This window comes from Desulfogranum marinum (assembly GCF_963675105.2).
Lineage (GTDB): Bacteria > Desulfobacterota > Desulfobulbia > Desulfobulbales > Desulfobulbaceae > Desulfogranum > Desulfogranum marinum.
Map to the genome: position 1 here is coordinate 690,186 of NZ_CAXXRO010000002.1, position 16,639 is coordinate 706,824.

Sequence of the window (16,639 nt, forward strand, 5' to 3'; positions counted from 1 at the left end):
CAGCTACTTTTGTTCCCCTCGTTCGACTCCTCGACATTTCAGCTTCTTTGACTTTTGGTTGTGCATTAGGTTTCCTTTCCATTCAACGCTTCGAAACCGGAAATAACGTCAAACATCTCCTCATCAATACCACTCTGGCGCAAGTGATGGAATGTTCTCTTGAGGTCCTCCATTAATTCGTTAATATTGTTGTCGGCACGTTGCATCGCTGCCAGACGGCTGGCATTCTCACTTGCCAGCGACTCGGCACACGCCCGGAAGAGCGAGACGAAAAGATATTCCCTAATGAGCATCTGCAAGGTCATTATACTGCCCCCTATGACCTCCGGCAGGTTTTCAGAGGGCCAAGTACGTTCTGCAAGGTTGTCTTGCCACTCTTCGTCCAAAGGGAGCAGCCGTTGGCTGACTGGTGTATAGGCGGAACCGCTGGCAGGCCGATTATAGAAGAGATATAACTCAGCTCCATCATTCTGACTGTGGCGCGTCCCTATCTCCATAAGAATTTTTCCGACGAACGGCGTGATGGCTTTGACGGTGTTCGGTATGGCGAATTGTCCCATCAGGTGCATTTCCTCATCTGCCAAATGAGCATGGACACGCTCACCAACCGTCCATATCTCGGGTTTGATCGGCAAGGCTGAGAGTGTCTGCACCGCATAACTGGCCACCTCATCATTAAACCGGCCTACCAGTCCTTGGTCTGAACCAAAAACGACAGCACTGGTCCTCTGTGCATCTTGAGGCAGGGTGTCCTTGGCAAATATAGGATGAGAGGTTGTATACCGGAAGCATGCCTCCAATCCGAGCTCCACAACACTATGGTAGTCGCTCAACGCACGCACTGATTTTTCATATTGTCCTATACTTGAAGCAGCCACGGCCTTCATGGTGCGGACAACAGATTGCAGATCTTCAGCTCCGCTTATTTGTCGACGCAGGCTCGCTATAGTGTCACTCATAACGCCTCAGGTGTCTTAGTTACTCTGCTTGGCTAGACACACGGTTCTGTTTTCCTATTGAGAATATCTGTGGATTGGTCATCTCCAACACTGTGGTTTATAACCAAACCGCCTGATGAGATCAGGAAAAGATGGCGGCATAGAGTTCCCACCCTTTTCAATGTCAGCACGACTTTAGCGACTTTTGTACCTGTATTAGTCGGCTCTGAAACCGTTCCCAGTCGTAGGGGAACGTAATGGTACGTTCGGCCAGATCTGCAATACACTGCACTTTATTATGGACTTCCCGACACCGGCAGGCATTGGTTGTTTGATGTGCAATGGTTTGCAGTGCACCGAGCATACGCAACAAGATTGCAATGTTGCTTGCACCGTGCTCTCGTATCTGGTCGAAGGATTCTGACAGTAGGCTCTCAAAGCTCGGGCCTCGGGCAATGACTCGCAGTTCGCCGTTATCGAGATAATGGGGGGGCGACATTCGGCGCGCAGCAATTCGAACCATTATCGCCGCCAGGTAATCTATACACATAATCGCGGTGGTTGTGTCATTGATGCCAGGCGACAGTGCTTTCATGGCGATGTCCACTATCTGCCGAATCCCAAAGGAGGCATCTTGGTCTACAGTGCGCTGGCGGCTGATAGCATAGATCGAGTTCAACTTGGCTATCAGCTCTTCTTTCGGATTAATCAGATTCATGACTGAGACCAGTGGTGCCCCCTCGACGACAAACTCTCCGACTCCGCGCTCCATCCGTAAAATGATTCGCTGTTCCCTTGCAATATCGAGGAGTATGTTCATGTCGACACTCTCAATGTAGCCGCTCTTCCTGGCCGGAACAGCATACCAGGGTCGATGGGCCAGAGATGTCGAAAAACCACCGTCTTTGTTTTCTTCCTCATCGTCGTCCAGTCGTTCTGGAAACAGGTGATCCACGGCTGCAATTGTTTCCTCTGCGGCCCCGGCAATAATACTCGATGCCTGGATGGATATTGAGATATGGTGAATGAAGAAGATCAGAACGGCGATACCAACGAAGGCGAAAAGCAAACCAACCAGCACTGCCAGCGCAGGAACGAACATCCCTTCATCCCCACCACGGATGGTCCTGAGTACAACCAGGCAGTAGGCAAAAATGCCGACAAAGATGCCGAGAACACCCTGGTTGACGCGGTCGCGCATAAAATTACGAATGACTCGTGATGTGTATTGACTGGATGCCAGGGAAAGGGCCACGAGAGTAATGGAGAACACTAATCCGGCTACCGTGATCATCGAGCTGGCAACAGTGGTGAGCAAGCCACGGGCACCAGCCGCACCGGAACCAAAGACCAATGGCCACCCTTCGGCAACCCCAAGGTCTATGGTCGTATCAATAACTATCAGGATTGTGGCGAGCACTACGGCGTCCAGGACTATCACGCTGGGAACGAACCAGAAGCTCGACCGTTGTTCCTGCCACCAATATCGGAGTTTTATCAGCATTCGTAGTCACTCCTCTGTCATGTTTTGGCCTGTTTTGTCAGGTCTGTTACCTAATCATCCCGCTTGGAGGCAGATCCAGCAGCACGCTGAAAACGCACGCATGATTCACGGGCGATGAAAAGAATTGATTCGCGATCCTCGTTACTCATTTTTTCAGCGCTATCCAGACGCGCACGTACCTCAGCCGGAATGTTGGCTGCGGCTTCCTGCACAGCGTGTTCAGCATCCTTAATCTTGTCAAATGGCACGCTGTCGAAAAGTCCGGCGGTCAACGCCAGCAGCACCGCAATTTGGGTCGGCATCGATAAAGGTTCCGATTCCGGCTGCTTGAGGCAGAAACGAATCCGCTTTCCATGCTCGATTATGCTACGGGTAGCCTCATCGAGGCGAGCGCCAAACCGAGAGAAGGTCTCAAGCTCTTCAAATTGCGCATATGCGAGCTTGAGGTCTCCAGCTACCGCCCGATAGGCTGCTCGCTGCGCTTTGCCCCCAACCCGTGAAACAGATTTGCCGACGTCAACCGCGGGCAGCACACCAAGTTCGAACAAGGCGGGCGAGAGGTAGATCTGCCCATCGGTGATGGAAATCAGATTGGTTGGAATGTAGGCTGAAATGTTTTGCGCTTCTGTCTCGATAATGGGCAAAGCGGTGAGAGAGCCGCCCCCGAGTTCCTGGCGTAGATGTGTTGCACGCTCCAACAGCCGCGAGTGGATATAAAAGATATCTCCCGGAAACGCTTCGCGTCCAGGAGGACGACGCAGCAATAGCGACAGCTCACGATAGGCTCGGGCGTGATGGGTGAGATCGTCGTACACGATCAGCACATCCCGTCCTGCCTCCATGAAAAACTCGGCAATACTGGTTGCAGCGTAAGGAGCGATATACGAGAGACCAGGTGGATCATTTCCCTCAGTAACGACAAGAACGGTGTACTCCATGGCGCCTTTCTGCTGCAGGGTCGCCAGAGCTTTGGCAATGGCTGATCCCCGCTGGCCGATGGAGCAATAGACACAGAGGACATCCTTGTCACGCTGATTTATAATTGTGTCGATGGCAATGGTAGTCTTACCTGTCTGACGATCCCCAAGAATCAACTCCCGCTGACCCCGGCCAACAGGGATGAGTGCATCGATAACTTTGAGACCGGTCTGGAGCGGCTCCGTTACTGGCGCGCGATCCATGATGGCGGCAGCGGGACGTTCGATGGGCAGACGCCGGCTCACGGCCACCGGGCCGTTACCATCGAGGGGACGCCCGAGCGGATCGATAACCCGCCCCAGCAATCCTTTACCGACACCGACGTCCATTACTCTACCTGTACGCTGCACTTCATCGCCGGCATGCAGGTGCGAGTAATCACCAAAGAGAACAACGCCGATTTCGTTTGCGTCCACGTTGAAAGCGACACCGAGAACACCCCCTGGAAACATCACCAGTTCATCGGAGCCGACCCCGGGGAGGCCCGATACCTTGGCGATGCCGGTAGCGACACTGATGATCGTCCCTGTCTCCAGCAGCTGCAGTTGCGGAGCAAAGATTTCCCGCGCCTGGCGTATCTCGGCAAAGGTGCTGTCGAAAAGGTTCTCAAGAATTTCGGCTGCCATCTTCATGGGTTTGTTCTTTCCTGAGTAGATGGTTCAAGCTTAGCTTCAGTTTGCTTCTCCTCTTGGAGCAGTTCGTCGATAGCCCTTTCCAGGGACAGCAGGTAATCGGCAATGGACCACGCAATCTTTTGGCCATCGGTGGCGAGCTCAATGCCGCTGATCAGATTGGGTGCAGTCTCAAAGCGGATGCGGATTTCAGTCGAAAACGTCTCGTTGAGAGCATTTTGCAATATCGCCTGTTGCGCTGGAGGCAACTCAAAGGCTGTGCGTACTATCGCCGGATCTGATGTTTTCGTCAAAGATGCAACAAGATCTGTTTTCACTTTGTCATCCATCTCTTCTAAACGACGAGTGAACACCTCCACCAACCGTTCTTCCAGATTGGTTGTGGCAAGGTCTGCAAGGGTTTTGCGCGTGATAGCAAAAACCTCTTCACGGGTTCGGCGGCTGATGGCCTCATGCAAGAGAGAGGCTTCGTTTCGTATTGCTTCTTGTCGTTTCACCCGCAATTCCTCAGCGGCTTGCCGCGCCTCGTCGAAGAGTCGTCGGCGTTCAGCATGTGCCTCTTCTGTTGCCTGAATGAAAAGCGTAGCCCGTTGCCGATCAAATTCTTCACTCTTTGCCAGAAATTCGTCACGTTCCTTTTGGGCTTCGGCCGTTTTCGCATCGGCGTCTGCAAGTGCAAGTGCTATTCGCTTTTCACGGGCATCAATGGCATCGATGATGGGCTTGTACAGAAAGCGTTTGAGCAACCACACCAGAATGGCGAAATTGACTACCTGTGCTCCCACGGTGAACCAGTCGATTAACATATGCCTATTTCCCTGCTGCCTGGGCTATGACATGGTTCCAGAAGGGGTTGGCGAAGATGAGGATCATCGAGACCACGAAACAGTAAATAGCTGTGGATTCGATCATCGCCAGGCCGACGAATAAGGTCCGGGTGATCGTCGAGGAGGCATCTGGCTGCTGGGCGAGAGAACTAAGCGCTGTGGCGACCGCTCTGCCTTCAGCCAGAGCAGGCCCCATGGTGCCAAAACTAGTCGTGATCCCGGCGATGACGATCGATGCCACCGCGATAATAGTCATGTCATACATAGCAGCTCCTAGGGTAAGATGTGTACATGTTGGTGGTTTCTGTCGTTATCGACTATTTGCCTGGTTTTTCTGACTTGTGCCGCCGCTGCGATATACACTGCAGCCAGGATGCTGAAGATATATGCCTGTACCATGCCGGTAAGCAGACCGAGCAAAGTCATTAGAATAGGAAAGATAAAGGGCGTAATCGTGAGCAGGATGGCGATTATCATGGTGCCGCTCATCATGTTGCCGAACAGGCGGATAGCCAGGGCGAGGGTGCGTGAAATCTCACTGATGATGTTGAAGGGCAGCATGATGAGTGTCGGCTTCATGTAGGAGTGCAGATATTCAGGCAGCCCCTGTTCCGCAATGCCGTAAAAGGGTACCGCAACAAAGACGCACAGTGAGAGTGCCGCTGTGGTTGACAGCGAGCCAGTGGGCGGTTCATAGCCCGGAAAGATGGTACAGAGGCTGGCTGCAGCGATGAACAGGAAGAGGGTGCCGAGAAAGCCAAGATATGGCCGTGGTTGACTGAGGCCCACCTCGGAAATTTGTTTTTCGATGGTGGTGACGATGATCTCCAGCAGGTTCTGCCAGCGGGAGCGTGTCAGGTCCGTGGAAAGATGCCGGGTGATCAGTTTTGCGCCGACAGCGAGTAGGAACATCAGCATCCAGGTGAAGACAATAGTTGCGTTGAGCTTAAAAAAGCCATATTGCCAAAAAATAATCTCGTCAGGAGTCAGTCGCATGTCCGGCCTCCTTTGCTGGCAGGCACTGTTGGTTGGGTTGCCGGTCGGTGTATCGGCGCACGATGGCCCGCGCTATGATGAATCCGAAGAGGCAGAGCAGTAACCGCTGCCAATCATCGCCAGCGACAAGATACAGACCCGCCAGGACAATGGCTGTTCGTAGCACAAAACTTCCCATGAACCACAGGGTTGGCCGCCGGGATGACAGTCCCCTGTTCACGGTCCACCACAGGCCCCCAAAAAACAGTAGTCCGAGAATAAAACCGGCCACTATAACGAGTAACACCGTCAAAGTTTCACTCATCATTATCCTCCTGGTCCGCCTGTATTTCTCTGTCTTCCTTGGCCACCCAGTGCCAGGCATTGAAACAGCCGAGCCCTAAGCCAATAATCAGCAGCATCAGGGTCCAGGAATGACTGCTTGCGTGACGCCCGTCCAGCCAGATGCCAAGCGCCGCACCGAGCAGGGTCGGAACCACCACCGACCAGCCGACAAGCCCCATCATTCCCAGGCCAAACCATACGTTGCGGGTGGTCTTTCGCTGCGCCTTGAGCTTGTTCTTGGCCTTCCTGCCAACCTCCTGGATGAACGGCGGATTCGACTTTGACGGCCGTTTTTCGAGTTTATCTGCCATGCTGAAACTCTGTAAAGCGGTGGATGAAACCACTCTCCATTTTTGCCAGCACCGAGCGAACGTTCTGTTCACGTTCATTCAGGTCTAGAAACTCCAGCTCCACCGCTTCCTGCAATTGTCTGAGGTCTGTTCCGTCGATGGCATTGCGTACAGAAACAAATACATTCGGGCCGGTTTTCACCAGAATCCCTTCATCGACGGCCACATAAATTTCGCCCTCTTCATCGTTTTCGTAAATCAATATCCCAGGCACGAGAGGCGCGACGCAATCAAGTCTCCTCGGTAGAATTCCGTGCGATCCGGCCCTGGTTTCAGCTACGATACGTGTGATGCCGGTTTTGTCGGCGAAGATCTGAAACGGCAGGAGAATTTTAAGCGTCATGAGTGACGGCTGCATTTTCGACCTCCTTTTCTGGTTTCGGTGTGGCTTTTTTCCTGGCCTCGTCAATGGTTCCGATCATGTAGAACGCACTTTCCGGGTAGTCTTTCAGCTCATCACTCAGAATTTGCTCACAACCATCCAAAGCATCTTCCAAGGTAACAAGTTTTCCTGTAAGGCCTGTGAACTGCTCGGTTGTAAAAAATGGCTGGGTGAGAAAACGCTCTAATCGACGGGCACGGGCAACGACATTGCGATCTTCCGGCGACAGTTGCTCAAGGCCGAGCATGGCGATTATGTCCTTTAGTTCAGCATATTGGGCAAGTGTCCGCCTGATTTCCCGCGCCAGATGATAATGTCGTTCGCCGATGATGCTGGGTGTAGCCATTTTAGAACTGGATTGCAATGGATCGATAGCGGGGTACAGCCCTTCGCCTGCCCGCTTGCGTGACAGTACGATGGATGATGAAAGATGCGAAAAGGTGTGAACCGCTGCCGGGTCGGTCAGGTCGTCTGCCGGTACATAGACCGCCTGAATGGAAGTAATTGCTCCTGCGTTGGTATTGGCGATGCGCTCTTCAAGATGGGACAACTCCGTGCCCATGGTCGGCTGGTATCCCAGACGCGACGGCATTTGGCCCATCAAACCTGACACCTCCATACCGGCCTGGATAAAACGAAAAATGTTATCAATCAGCAGAAGCACGTCACGGTGCTCATCGTCCCGAAAATATTCAGCCATGGTCAGGGCGGCGTGGCCCACGCGGAACCGGCTGCCCGGCGGCTCGTTCATCTGACCAAAGATCATCACCATGTTCGGTAAAACGCCGGCATCCCGCATGTCGCGGTACAGCTCCTCACCTTCACGGCACCTCTCGCCGATGCCGCAAAAAATGCTTACACCTTCCTGGTGTCCGATCATGTTGTGGATCATCTCGGTCAGCAACACCGTTTTACCGACACCGGCTCCGCCGAAAAGGCCGGCTTTGCCGCCACGCTCCAGCGGCACCAAGACATCAATGACCTTTATGCCTGTTTCAAAAATCTCGGATTTGGAAGAGCGCTGTGACAGCGTCGGTGGGTTGCGATGGACTGTGCGCCACATGACGTCGGTCGGTGCGGGTTGCTGGTCAATAGTGTTTCCGAAGACATCGAACATTCGCGAGAGAATGGTCTTACCGACTGGAGCTTTCAGAGGCCCGCCCGTGTCCTTGATCACATCTCCGCGGGCGAGGCCTTGTGTGGGGGTCAACGCAATTCCACGGACACGATGGGTGTCGAGTTGAGCGAGCACTTCTATTACAATTGCCCCTTCTTTTGCGTGCAGCAATGTGTAGATGGGAGGCAGATGTACCTGGAAACTGATATCTACTACGCTGCCACGAACCAGCAGTACCTTCCCAGTGTTAGCAACTAGCGTGCTCTTTTCCATGGTGGTTCTCGCAAGTTATCCGGCAGTTATCTTCAAAAACAGACCACTTTCAGCAGCAGTCAATATTGAGTTTGTCAGGCCACCGGCGGCGATTGCCAAGAGTCTGAAGAGAAAGCCGCCGATAATCCCTACTAGAATGTTACCTTGAAGACGGAGCTTGCATAGGTCATTACCCTGCCTGCAAGCAAACCGGCAACGGCACCTATTAAACTATAAGAATCCCCAGGCATATAAGAACCTGTTGATGTCTCAACTCTTTAACTATAAGGCTAACCTATGAGAACGCACTGTTTTTTATATTATTTCTTCTCGTTGAATAATTACGTTTTGGGTAGAAAAAAACTTACTGACAATATTTATTAATAAACACCCTTAAAGCTCTTTTTTCAAAATTAGAAAGGAACAAAAATTTCAAGCCATACCTCGTAGGGTCGCAGCAGAAGACAATCTGTGATACAAGAGAACGGAAAATCACATCATGATTTCCAAAAACTAAATCAATGTGAACACTTTTGCACATCTCATCTCCCTTTACGCCATCTGCAAAAAATGCTAAACCTCCCTCGCTAAGATCCCTTACGGTAAAGACACCCTTTATTGTATCTCCCTTAAAGTCAACGAGTATATCTTCACCTTCCTTTATTAGGTACCGGTCATGAGTTCGTCGATCCATAGGCTGTAGATAATTTTCCATGAAAGTCCTTGTACAATCAGATGTTGAACTAGTTTTGCTCTGGACGAATACTGCTATTGCATAAAAATATTATATAGCATTGAGTATTGAAGAAACAATGAAAAAGGGCGGTAGTTGATCACATGGGGTGCATCCGACGTTTATGGAATGCGTAAGCCGATCACACTGAGGGACGATTTAGTTAGTAATTTTAGACACTTAAGTTGAATTTTTAGTTCAAAAATTAACGCTTTTATGGTGTAATGTTCTGCAAAATCAGGAGGTTATGCCATGGCGACAGCGCAAAAAGCACAGACTTGGAAAGAGAGCTATAAAGACATGTACGATACAAGTCTTGATCGAAAAATTGATCATATTATCCAGTGTGTTGATGCGCCTAATAATACCCTTTTTGAGATAATCGAAAACATTAGAAGAAAGTACCCTGCAATAGACCCGGAACTGGTTCAGATTATTATTCAAGGCGAACTTGGCAGGCACATCACCTCGCTAGCGTGTACCGGTTGTGGTTCCAGGGTGCATAAAAAATATGACAATAGAAGAGAGTGCGTTACCACAATTGGAACAATAACAATTAACTGCCCGTATTATGTCTGCCCAAAGTGCAAGGCTGTTCATACCCCATATGAGGATACTCTTAACCTCAGGGATGGTAAGTACCAATATGATATGCAGAAAATAGCAGCCCTTTTCGGCGCCAAGGAAACTTTTGAGGAAGCTGCGGAGATGATGAACGAAATATATCGTTTTGATATTTCTGCGGATACAGTGCATAAACTTACCAATCAGGTCGCCTCGGAAATCAGCCTTGCCGAGATTACTCCAACTGCCGAGGAAGTTGCTCAGATTATAGAGTGTATCTCTGAAGACAATTACCGTCGACCTGTACTCGTCTTTTCTGCTGACGGTGCCATGGTTCCAATCAGGACTGAAGAAAAAGGGCAGCCTCACTGCTGGCGCGAGGCGAAAGGTATTCGTGGTTATTTGTTGGACAAAGATAAAGTTGTCCATCTTTTAAGCTGGCATCAAATCAGTAACGTCAATGAATTCCGTGAGTTTCTGGCTGAGCTGAGGAGGCAGGATATCATTCCACTGGACAAAGTTCGTCTGTGTTTTGTTGGTGATGGAGCGAAGTGGATATGGGACTGCGTCAAAGAGTATTTCCCTGAGTGTCGGCAAGTTCTCGATTATTATCACTGCTCAGAACATTTACATGCTTTTGCCAAAATTCATTTTCCTGAGACGGAAAAGGCCAGTTCATGGATAGAGCAGACCAAGGTGCGCTTGTTTCATAATAATGCTGCTCACGTGATCGCCGGGTTGAACCGGATGAAGTGTAAAACTGCAGAGGCAAAGACAGAGCGGGACAACCTGGTCAACTATCTCAAGACAAACAAGGTTAGAATTGAGTATGGCCGCTTACGGCGTGGTGGCTATCCACTTGGCAGTGGCGCAATAGAAAGTGCCAACAAGTTTATCAGCAATATTCGTCTCAAGAGGTCAGGCGCTTGGTGGAAAGTTGATTATGCCAACAACATCTTGAAACTACGCTGCGCCAAGTATAACTCAAAATTTGATTCGTTCTTTGATCAGTATGAGAAAAGTGCGCAGGAAAAAAGGGTCTCACGAGAGAAGAAGATACGGCGTGTTAAATGATTCCATAAACGTCGGATGCACCCGATCACATGAGTAAAAAATACCTCCAGTAAAAAATTCATCCGTTGTCGCAGTTGGGAATTCAGAACTTCGATACGGTAAGGTTAATAGACGGTAAATTGCGGCGGTTAACCTTTTTCCTGTGCACCTCCGGTCGTGAATTTACAGGAATAGTGTAAACTTTCAGATTTGCTTAAATGGTTAACATTGCCAATACTAGCATTGTTCATTTCCTAGGAAGCTATTCTCGTGAGCTATACAGACATCTATTGTCTGGTCTTTTGTAAATTGTTATAGATTTTGGTCTGGCGTGATTTACAAAGAGGGGCAACGTCAGGATGTATATTGAGCCTAGTTGAATTGATCAACAAGATTAACCAAACGGGTCATTCATCTCTTTCAAATTTGCATCATATTCGACCGAATCAACAAGGGGCTGATCAGGAGCAATCAGTGGTTAGAAGCGTTGAAAATATTCTCCAACAGCACATTTAGCTTGTTAAGATGATAAGGTTTTGCAAGCACTCCAACAAAGCCATATTTGCTATAATTAGACAAAACCGGATCGTTACTATAACCGCTTGAAACGATTACTCTTGCAAAAGGATCAATGTGTAACAATTTTTTAATGGCCTCTGCTCCCCCCATGCCATCAGGAATAATAAGGTCCATAATTACCAAATCGAATGGCTTGTTGGTTTGCATCGCTTTCACATACTTTGCTAAAGCCTTTTCCCCGTCTTCAGCAAATGCAGCATGATACCCGAGGTGCTCTAACATTACCCCGATCATATCACGCACCATTTTATCATCATCCATGACGAGTATTTTTCCGCTACTCTTTAATAGCTGTGGTTCAGCATCCTCTGCCAGTTCGACATCGGAAGTGGAAGCTGGAATGTAAAAAGAAAAAACTGTACCTGATTCTGAAGTAGATTCAACAATCAAACACCCCTCATGTTTCTTCAGTATCGAGTAAGCTGATGACAAGCCGAGTCCATTGCCAGTGGCTTTTGTGGTAAAATAAGGATCAAAAATACTATCAAGATATTCTTCCCGTATTCCAATCCCTTGATCTCTTATTGATGTCTTAACGTACTTTCCATTTTTTAAGGGGAGGTTGTCGGTCTCGCTGCTTACCACATTTTGACAGCACACCTTTATCTTACCCCCGTTGGGCATAGCCTGGTCGGCATTGATAAGGATGTTGGTTAAAGCCTGACCGATTTGGTTAGCATCCGCATAAAAGTTCCATAAATCCTCAGGAATACTGCATTCCCAGCTCGATGTTGTCCCGCTTAATGCTAATTGACAGCTGCTTTTGACCAAGTCTGCTACTAAAATTGTAGTCATGACAGGATCACCACCTTTTGAGAATGTAAGAAATTGCTGGGCTAAATCTTTTGCCCTAAAACATGCTTCCTCTGCATTGGTTAACCGTTCGTATATTGAGTCTGTGGGGGAAACTGTCATTTTCGCTAACGAAACGTTACCCATGATAGACATTAGAATGTTATTGAAGTTATGGGCTATTCCTCCGGCAAGGCGACCTAATGATTCAAGTTTCTGAACTTTGAGCAGTTCCGTTTCTTCCAATTTTCGCTGTGTAACATCTTCGTACACCCCCAACAGGCCAATTATGTTATCTTTTGCATCACGAAGTGGTACTTTTGAAGTTGAGAGCCAAATTTGCTTCCCTTCAGGGGTTGTTTGGGGTTCTTCATAGTTGAGTTTTGATTTTCCCGATTTAATGACCTCAAGGTCATCCTTTCGATACTGGTCTGCATTAACCGTCCACCCCATATCGTAATCGTTAGCTCCAACCAACTCTTCTGGGTCACGACACCCTGCATCCTGAGCAAACAACCTATTGCAGCCTAAATAATTTAATTTTTTGTCCTTCCAGAAGAGACGTACAGGAATAGTATCTACGATAATCTCCAGAAATTTATAGGCATCTTTGTTTTTTTGTTCACTTATCGTCAACGCCTCTTCAGCTTGTTTACGTTCGGTAACATCTCCAATACACATTCTGAATTGGCCAGCATCACCATCTACGTCAGCAAGAACTGTCCCTTCAACGTGCGCATAAAAGAAAGCGCCCTGCTTGTTTTTCATCCGAAGATCAAAAGATTGCTGCCCTTCTGAATGAAGAAGTTTTGCACGATGATTATATAAAATGTCCTGGTCTTCCTTAGCTATAAATGCGGAGAGAGGTTGATTGAGCAAAAATCCCCTTTCTCCTCCTAGCATTTCAGCTGCTGTTAAGTTGCACTCAACAATCAATCCTTTATCGCTAATGGTAAGGTACCCCACCGGGGCAAAGTCATAGAGGTCAGAAAATCTCTTGCGTGACGTGTTAAGTTCCTCCTGCACTTGACGCAAATCTTCATTTTGGATTTCCAGCTCAACCTGGTAGGTGTCGAGCTCATGAACAAGTTTTTGGATATCCTCTGAAGACATGGCAGAGAGGTCTTTTTCTTTCCTTGCCAGGGAAGCTCGAGCGCGTTTCCTTAACTCGCTATATTTACAACGTTGATCGTCTTCTAGTGCCATGGGATGCTCCTGCTTTCAAGAAGCCGGATAGTTTTTTGCTATGGTTGCAATAGCTTGTGGTTTTCCATTTTTTCCAGACAGGAGGGAAAACGTTAACAATACAGGTATAAATTTACCTGATTTATGGAGATAGCTACTCTCAAGGTTACGCACTGAGGTCCCTTTTAAACACTGATCCAAGGCATTTTTCATTTGATCATAATTTTCTTTGGGACTGAGGTCCAGAGCGTGTTTACCGATAATCTCCTCACGACTCCACCCATAGGAGTTAATAGCCTCACTATTGGCGTCAATGATTGTCCCACCTAGATCTTCGATGATAATCGGGTCTGCGCTGTCCATGAAGACCTTGGACATCATTGTTAATTTCTTTTCAAAAGAAAAAGATGACGCCTCAAGTTGAGCTTCAATCAGTTTAATTTGTGTTATATCTTCAAACGTTATAACTACACCGTCAATCACATTGTTTATAGTTCGATAGGGCCTGAGTCGCATACGATATGTCTTTTGTTTGTTGTCATTCACTTCAAGTTCTATCATGTTTAAATCTTCAAGAACTTTAGCCGCAAGACTTTGCAAATCGACGTCGACAAGGGTAGAAGAAAAGTGTTTTATCGGTCGTCCTATATCGGTATATTTCAGGGGGAAAAGGTTCTTTACAGTGGACGTGAACCGACTCAATTCAAAGTTGATATCTAGGAAAATAGTAGCAATTTCGGTTGCATCAAGAAGGTTTTTTATGTCATCATTAGCCTTGATCAATTCATCAATCCGACTTTGCAATTCAGAGTTAACAGTGGTCGACTCTTCATTTAGAGATTGCAGCTCCTCCTTGGATGTTTCTAGCTCCTCATTAGTACTCTGTAGTTCTTCGTTGGTAGATTGTAGTTCCTCGTTAGCTGACATCAACTCTTCGTTTGAATTTTCAAGCTCTTCAATAGTCGACTGTAAATTTTCTTTTGTATATTGCAATTCATGCTCGAGCTTTTCGTATTCATCGCCTTTCTCATGTTCTCTTGTGACTGCGTGCTTTGCTTGCGGCTTCAAATCAGAAGAGACCGGCTCAAAAATTACCATCATTATTCCACTGGATCCTGTTTCAAAATCAGGTAATGGCCGAACAATGAGGTTTACATCGAAAAGTCCGTCATAAGTTTTAACATGAAGTCCTTTTATAACGGTCTCCTGATGACTTACTAAAACTTTGTGTATTGCATTTGTTAACCCCGTTTTAATGCCATGCCGTGCCATAGCAAGAAGATTTGTACTTATTTCCCCTTCCGCCGGTTCCAAAAAATGACCAGTACGTCCGTGGATATAAATAATATTTGCCTGGTCATCGATAACTACACATGCTGGCAAATCACTTTGGGCAATAATGGACTTTAACAATTTTTGGGTTTTAAACTCGTCAAACACTTTTGGATGTGTTGTTTGCTTATGGCTCATAGCTTGATGCAGTGGAGTATGAAGAGGAAAATGCGGTACAGCCTGGGGTGAATTTGCAGAGGCGATCGGCGTAAAGAATTTCCATTTTTTATCGAGGCAGGTGAATAAATTACTGGCATAACCGGTTGTTTCTGAAGACCCAAGAAAAAGAATGCCATCTTTTTTTAGACTGTAGTGAAAGATGGGGAAAAGTAGTTTCTGCAGATCCTGAGTAAAATATATTAAAAGATTTCTGCAGCAAAGCATGTCCAATCTGGTAAACGGTGGATCTTTGATAATATTTTGCGTAGCAAATACCACCATCTCACGAATCACTTTTTTAATTTGGTAAGTATGTTCATCTTTGATGAAAAAAGACTTGAGACGTTCAGGGCTGACATCTGCGACAATAGAATCTGGATAGATGCCTGCACGTGCGATATTTATTGCCTCTTCATCAATATCAGTCCCAAAAATTTGTATGTTATAATGATGGTCCATCATCTCCATACACTCCCGGGCAATCATGGCAATTGAGTAGACCTCTTCGCCACTACTACATCCCGGCACCCAGATTCTCACTTGATATTCATCGGGCTTGCCTTCAAAAAGAACTGGCAGATACTTTTCCTTGAGCAACTCAAAGGCAGTTCCATCTCGAAAAAAACTGGTAACACCGATCAAAAGATCTTTAAAAAGGATGTGTCGCTCTCTTTCACTCTCCTGGAGATAACGGACGTAGCTTGTAATATCTACGATTTGGTGCACATGCATCCGTCTTTCGATTCGTCGAAAGATAGTATTTTTTTTGTACTGTGAAAAATCATGATTGGTGCTGCTTCGCAACAGAATGAATATTTTTTGAAGGGCGTTTTGAATTTTATCATCTTCATCGTGTATTTTATCTCCAGAGCCCTTCATCATATAGGAGGAAAAACTTATCAACTGTTCAGGCATTTTTGCTGGCGGCAGGATATAATCGACCAGGCCCGTGGCAATAGCATTTCGTGGCATACCATCATATTTTGCAGATTTTTCATCCTGGACCATGGCCATTCCAGCTTCACCCTTAATAGCTCTTAGACCTAGAGTTCCGTCTGTACCGGTACCGGAAAAAATTATGCAAACCGCATTGCTTCTCTGATCCTGAGCAAGAGAACGAAAAAAACTATCAATGGGCAGGGCTGTCCCACGTGATCCCGACACCTCCATTAACTTAAGATAACCGTTCAAAATGGCCATTTCTTTACCGGGCGGGATAACGTATACATGATCAGGTTGCACTTGCATGTGGTCGGCAACATGCAAGACATTCATGCTGGTTTTTTTTTGAATGAGTTCAGGCAAGATGCTGGTATGGCTTGGATCGAGATGAGAAACCAAAATGAATGCCATACCTGAATCTGGAGGCATGGCCTCAAAAAACAACTCAAAGGCTTCTAATCCTCCTGCTGATGCCCCTATACCAACAATGGGAAAAGTTGTTTTTTTATTGAAAAGAGAAAAATCGCTTGTCGCAGATTGCTTGTTTATTTGATCGGGAGAGCTTCTTTTGATTACCTTCTTTTTATTTCTGATTGTCATTTGAAATTTTCCCCCAAAAAAAAAGCGACATCAATCAATCCATAGGAGCTGAATCTTCAAAGAAAATGCTAGTCCATTTTATGTCATTTTTAAAACCATCTTAAGGTAAATATATCTCACAATGAATGGAATTAATACGCTTGCAAGAGAATTGCCGCTATCGATACTGACACAAAAGGAATTTCACCTGGAAAATATATCCAGTTGTAGGCCTCAGTTGAAAGTTGCACCCATAATTTGACTTGATCAGGTAATTACAGAAACTGGTCATTGAATTTAACATTGCCGGGACGAAGATAATAAATCTTGTCACTTACTCCAACGAAAGGTGTTTCCTGTCCATTTCGGGAATACCCCCTTATGAAGGTAAATTCAACCGGATTTTAGTGCCGAAAACGGC

Annotated in this window: 14 protein-coding genes; 1 reads left to right on the forward strand and 13 read right to left on the reverse strand. The window is 47.1% G+C overall.

The window, feature by feature from the left end:
- Positions 1-65: 65 nt before the first annotated feature.
- The 11 genes from ACHZCY_RS03815 to ACHZCY_RS03865 form a co-directional block, all read right to left on the reverse strand.
- A complete protein-coding gene (locus tag ACHZCY_RS03815) occupies positions 66-959 on the reverse strand; it encodes a F0F1 ATP synthase subunit gamma (RefSeq protein ID WP_319547904.1) in 894 nt (297 codons plus the stop codon).
- Between the two features lie 163 nt (positions 960-1,122).
- On the reverse strand, positions 1,123-2,442 hold the full coding sequence (locus tag ACHZCY_RS03820) for a DUF2254 domain-containing protein (protein ID WP_319547905.1): 1,320 nt from the start codon (positions 2,440-2,442) through the stop codon (positions 1,123-1,125).
- A 50-nt stretch (positions 2,443-2,492) separates the two neighbouring features.
- Complete coding sequence (locus ACHZCY_RS03825) at positions 2,493-4,052, reverse strand: alternate F1F0 ATPase, F1 subunit alpha (RefSeq protein WP_319547906.1); 1,560 nt, start codon at positions 4,050-4,052, stop codon at positions 2,493-2,495.
- Positions 4,049-4,858, reverse strand: coding sequence for a F0F1 ATP synthase subunit delta (locus ACHZCY_RS03830; RefSeq protein ID WP_319547907.1), 810 nt, complete (start codon positions 4,856-4,858; stop codon positions 4,049-4,051). The genes ACHZCY_RS03825 and ACHZCY_RS03830 overlap by 4 nt, the downstream gene beginning before the upstream one ends.
- A gap of 4 nt (positions 4,859-4,862) precedes the next feature.
- The gene (locus ACHZCY_RS03835) at positions 4,863-5,144 is read right to left on the reverse strand and encodes a F0F1 ATP synthase subunit C (RefSeq protein ID WP_205221637.1); all 282 of its coding nucleotides are present in this window, start codon (positions 5,142-5,144) and stop codon (positions 4,863-4,865) included.
- Between the two features lie 8 nt (positions 5,145-5,152).
- Positions 5,153-5,875 (reverse strand): F0F1 ATP synthase subunit A, encoded by a 723-nt coding sequence (locus ACHZCY_RS03840; protein ID WP_319547908.1) that lies wholly within the window; start codon positions 5,873-5,875, stop codon positions 5,153-5,155.
- Entirely contained in the window at positions 5,859-6,182 is a 324-nt protein-coding gene (locus ACHZCY_RS03845) for an N-ATPase subunit AtpR (RefSeq protein WP_232370928.1), read from the reverse strand. The genes ACHZCY_RS03840 and ACHZCY_RS03845 overlap by 17 nt, the downstream gene beginning before the upstream one ends.
- Positions 6,172-6,510, reverse strand: a complete 339-nt coding sequence (locus ACHZCY_RS03850; RefSeq protein ID WP_205221635.1) for an AtpZ/AtpI family protein — start codon at positions 6,508-6,510, stop codon at positions 6,172-6,174. Before ACHZCY_RS03850 ends, ACHZCY_RS03845 begins: the two co-directional genes overlap by 11 nt.
- Positions 6,500-6,907, reverse strand: a complete 408-nt coding sequence (locus ACHZCY_RS03855) for a F0F1 ATP synthase subunit epsilon (protein WP_319547909.1) — start codon at positions 6,905-6,907, stop codon at positions 6,500-6,502. The genes ACHZCY_RS03850 and ACHZCY_RS03855 overlap by 11 nt, the downstream gene beginning before the upstream one ends.
- A complete protein-coding gene (gene atpD, locus ACHZCY_RS03860) occupies positions 6,882-8,321 on the reverse strand; it encodes a F0F1 ATP synthase subunit beta (RefSeq protein WP_205221633.1) in 1,440 nt (479 codons plus the stop codon). The genes ACHZCY_RS03855 and atpD overlap by 26 nt, the downstream gene beginning before the upstream one ends.
- Positions 8,322-8,664: 343 nt before the next feature.
- A complete protein-coding gene (locus tag ACHZCY_RS03865; RefSeq protein WP_319547910.1) occupies positions 8,665-9,015 on the reverse strand; it encodes a PilZ domain-containing protein in 351 nt (116 codons plus the stop codon).
- 270 nt (positions 9,016-9,285) lie between these two features.
- On the opposite strand from ACHZCY_RS03865, the gene ACHZCY_RS03870 reads away from it, so the two are divergent.
- The gene (locus ACHZCY_RS03870) at positions 9,286-10,671 is read left to right on the forward strand and encodes an ISKra4 family transposase (RefSeq protein ID WP_319547911.1); all 1,386 of its coding nucleotides are present in this window, start codon (positions 9,286-9,288) and stop codon (positions 10,669-10,671) included.
- Between the two features lie 450 nt (positions 10,672-11,121).
- Here ACHZCY_RS03870 and ACHZCY_RS03875 read toward each other — a convergent pair whose 3' ends face one another.
- Positions 11,122-13,227, reverse strand: a complete 2,106-nt coding sequence (locus ACHZCY_RS03875) for a PAS domain-containing hybrid sensor histidine kinase/response regulator (RefSeq protein WP_319547912.1) — start codon at positions 13,225-13,227, stop codon at positions 11,122-11,124.
- A gap of 15 nt (positions 13,228-13,242) precedes the next feature.
- On the reverse strand, positions 13,243-16,239 hold the full coding sequence (locus ACHZCY_RS03880; RefSeq protein WP_394713355.1) for a chemotaxis protein CheB: 2,997 nt from the start codon (positions 16,237-16,239) through the stop codon (positions 13,243-13,245).
- Positions 16,240-16,639 lie beyond the last annotated feature (400 nt).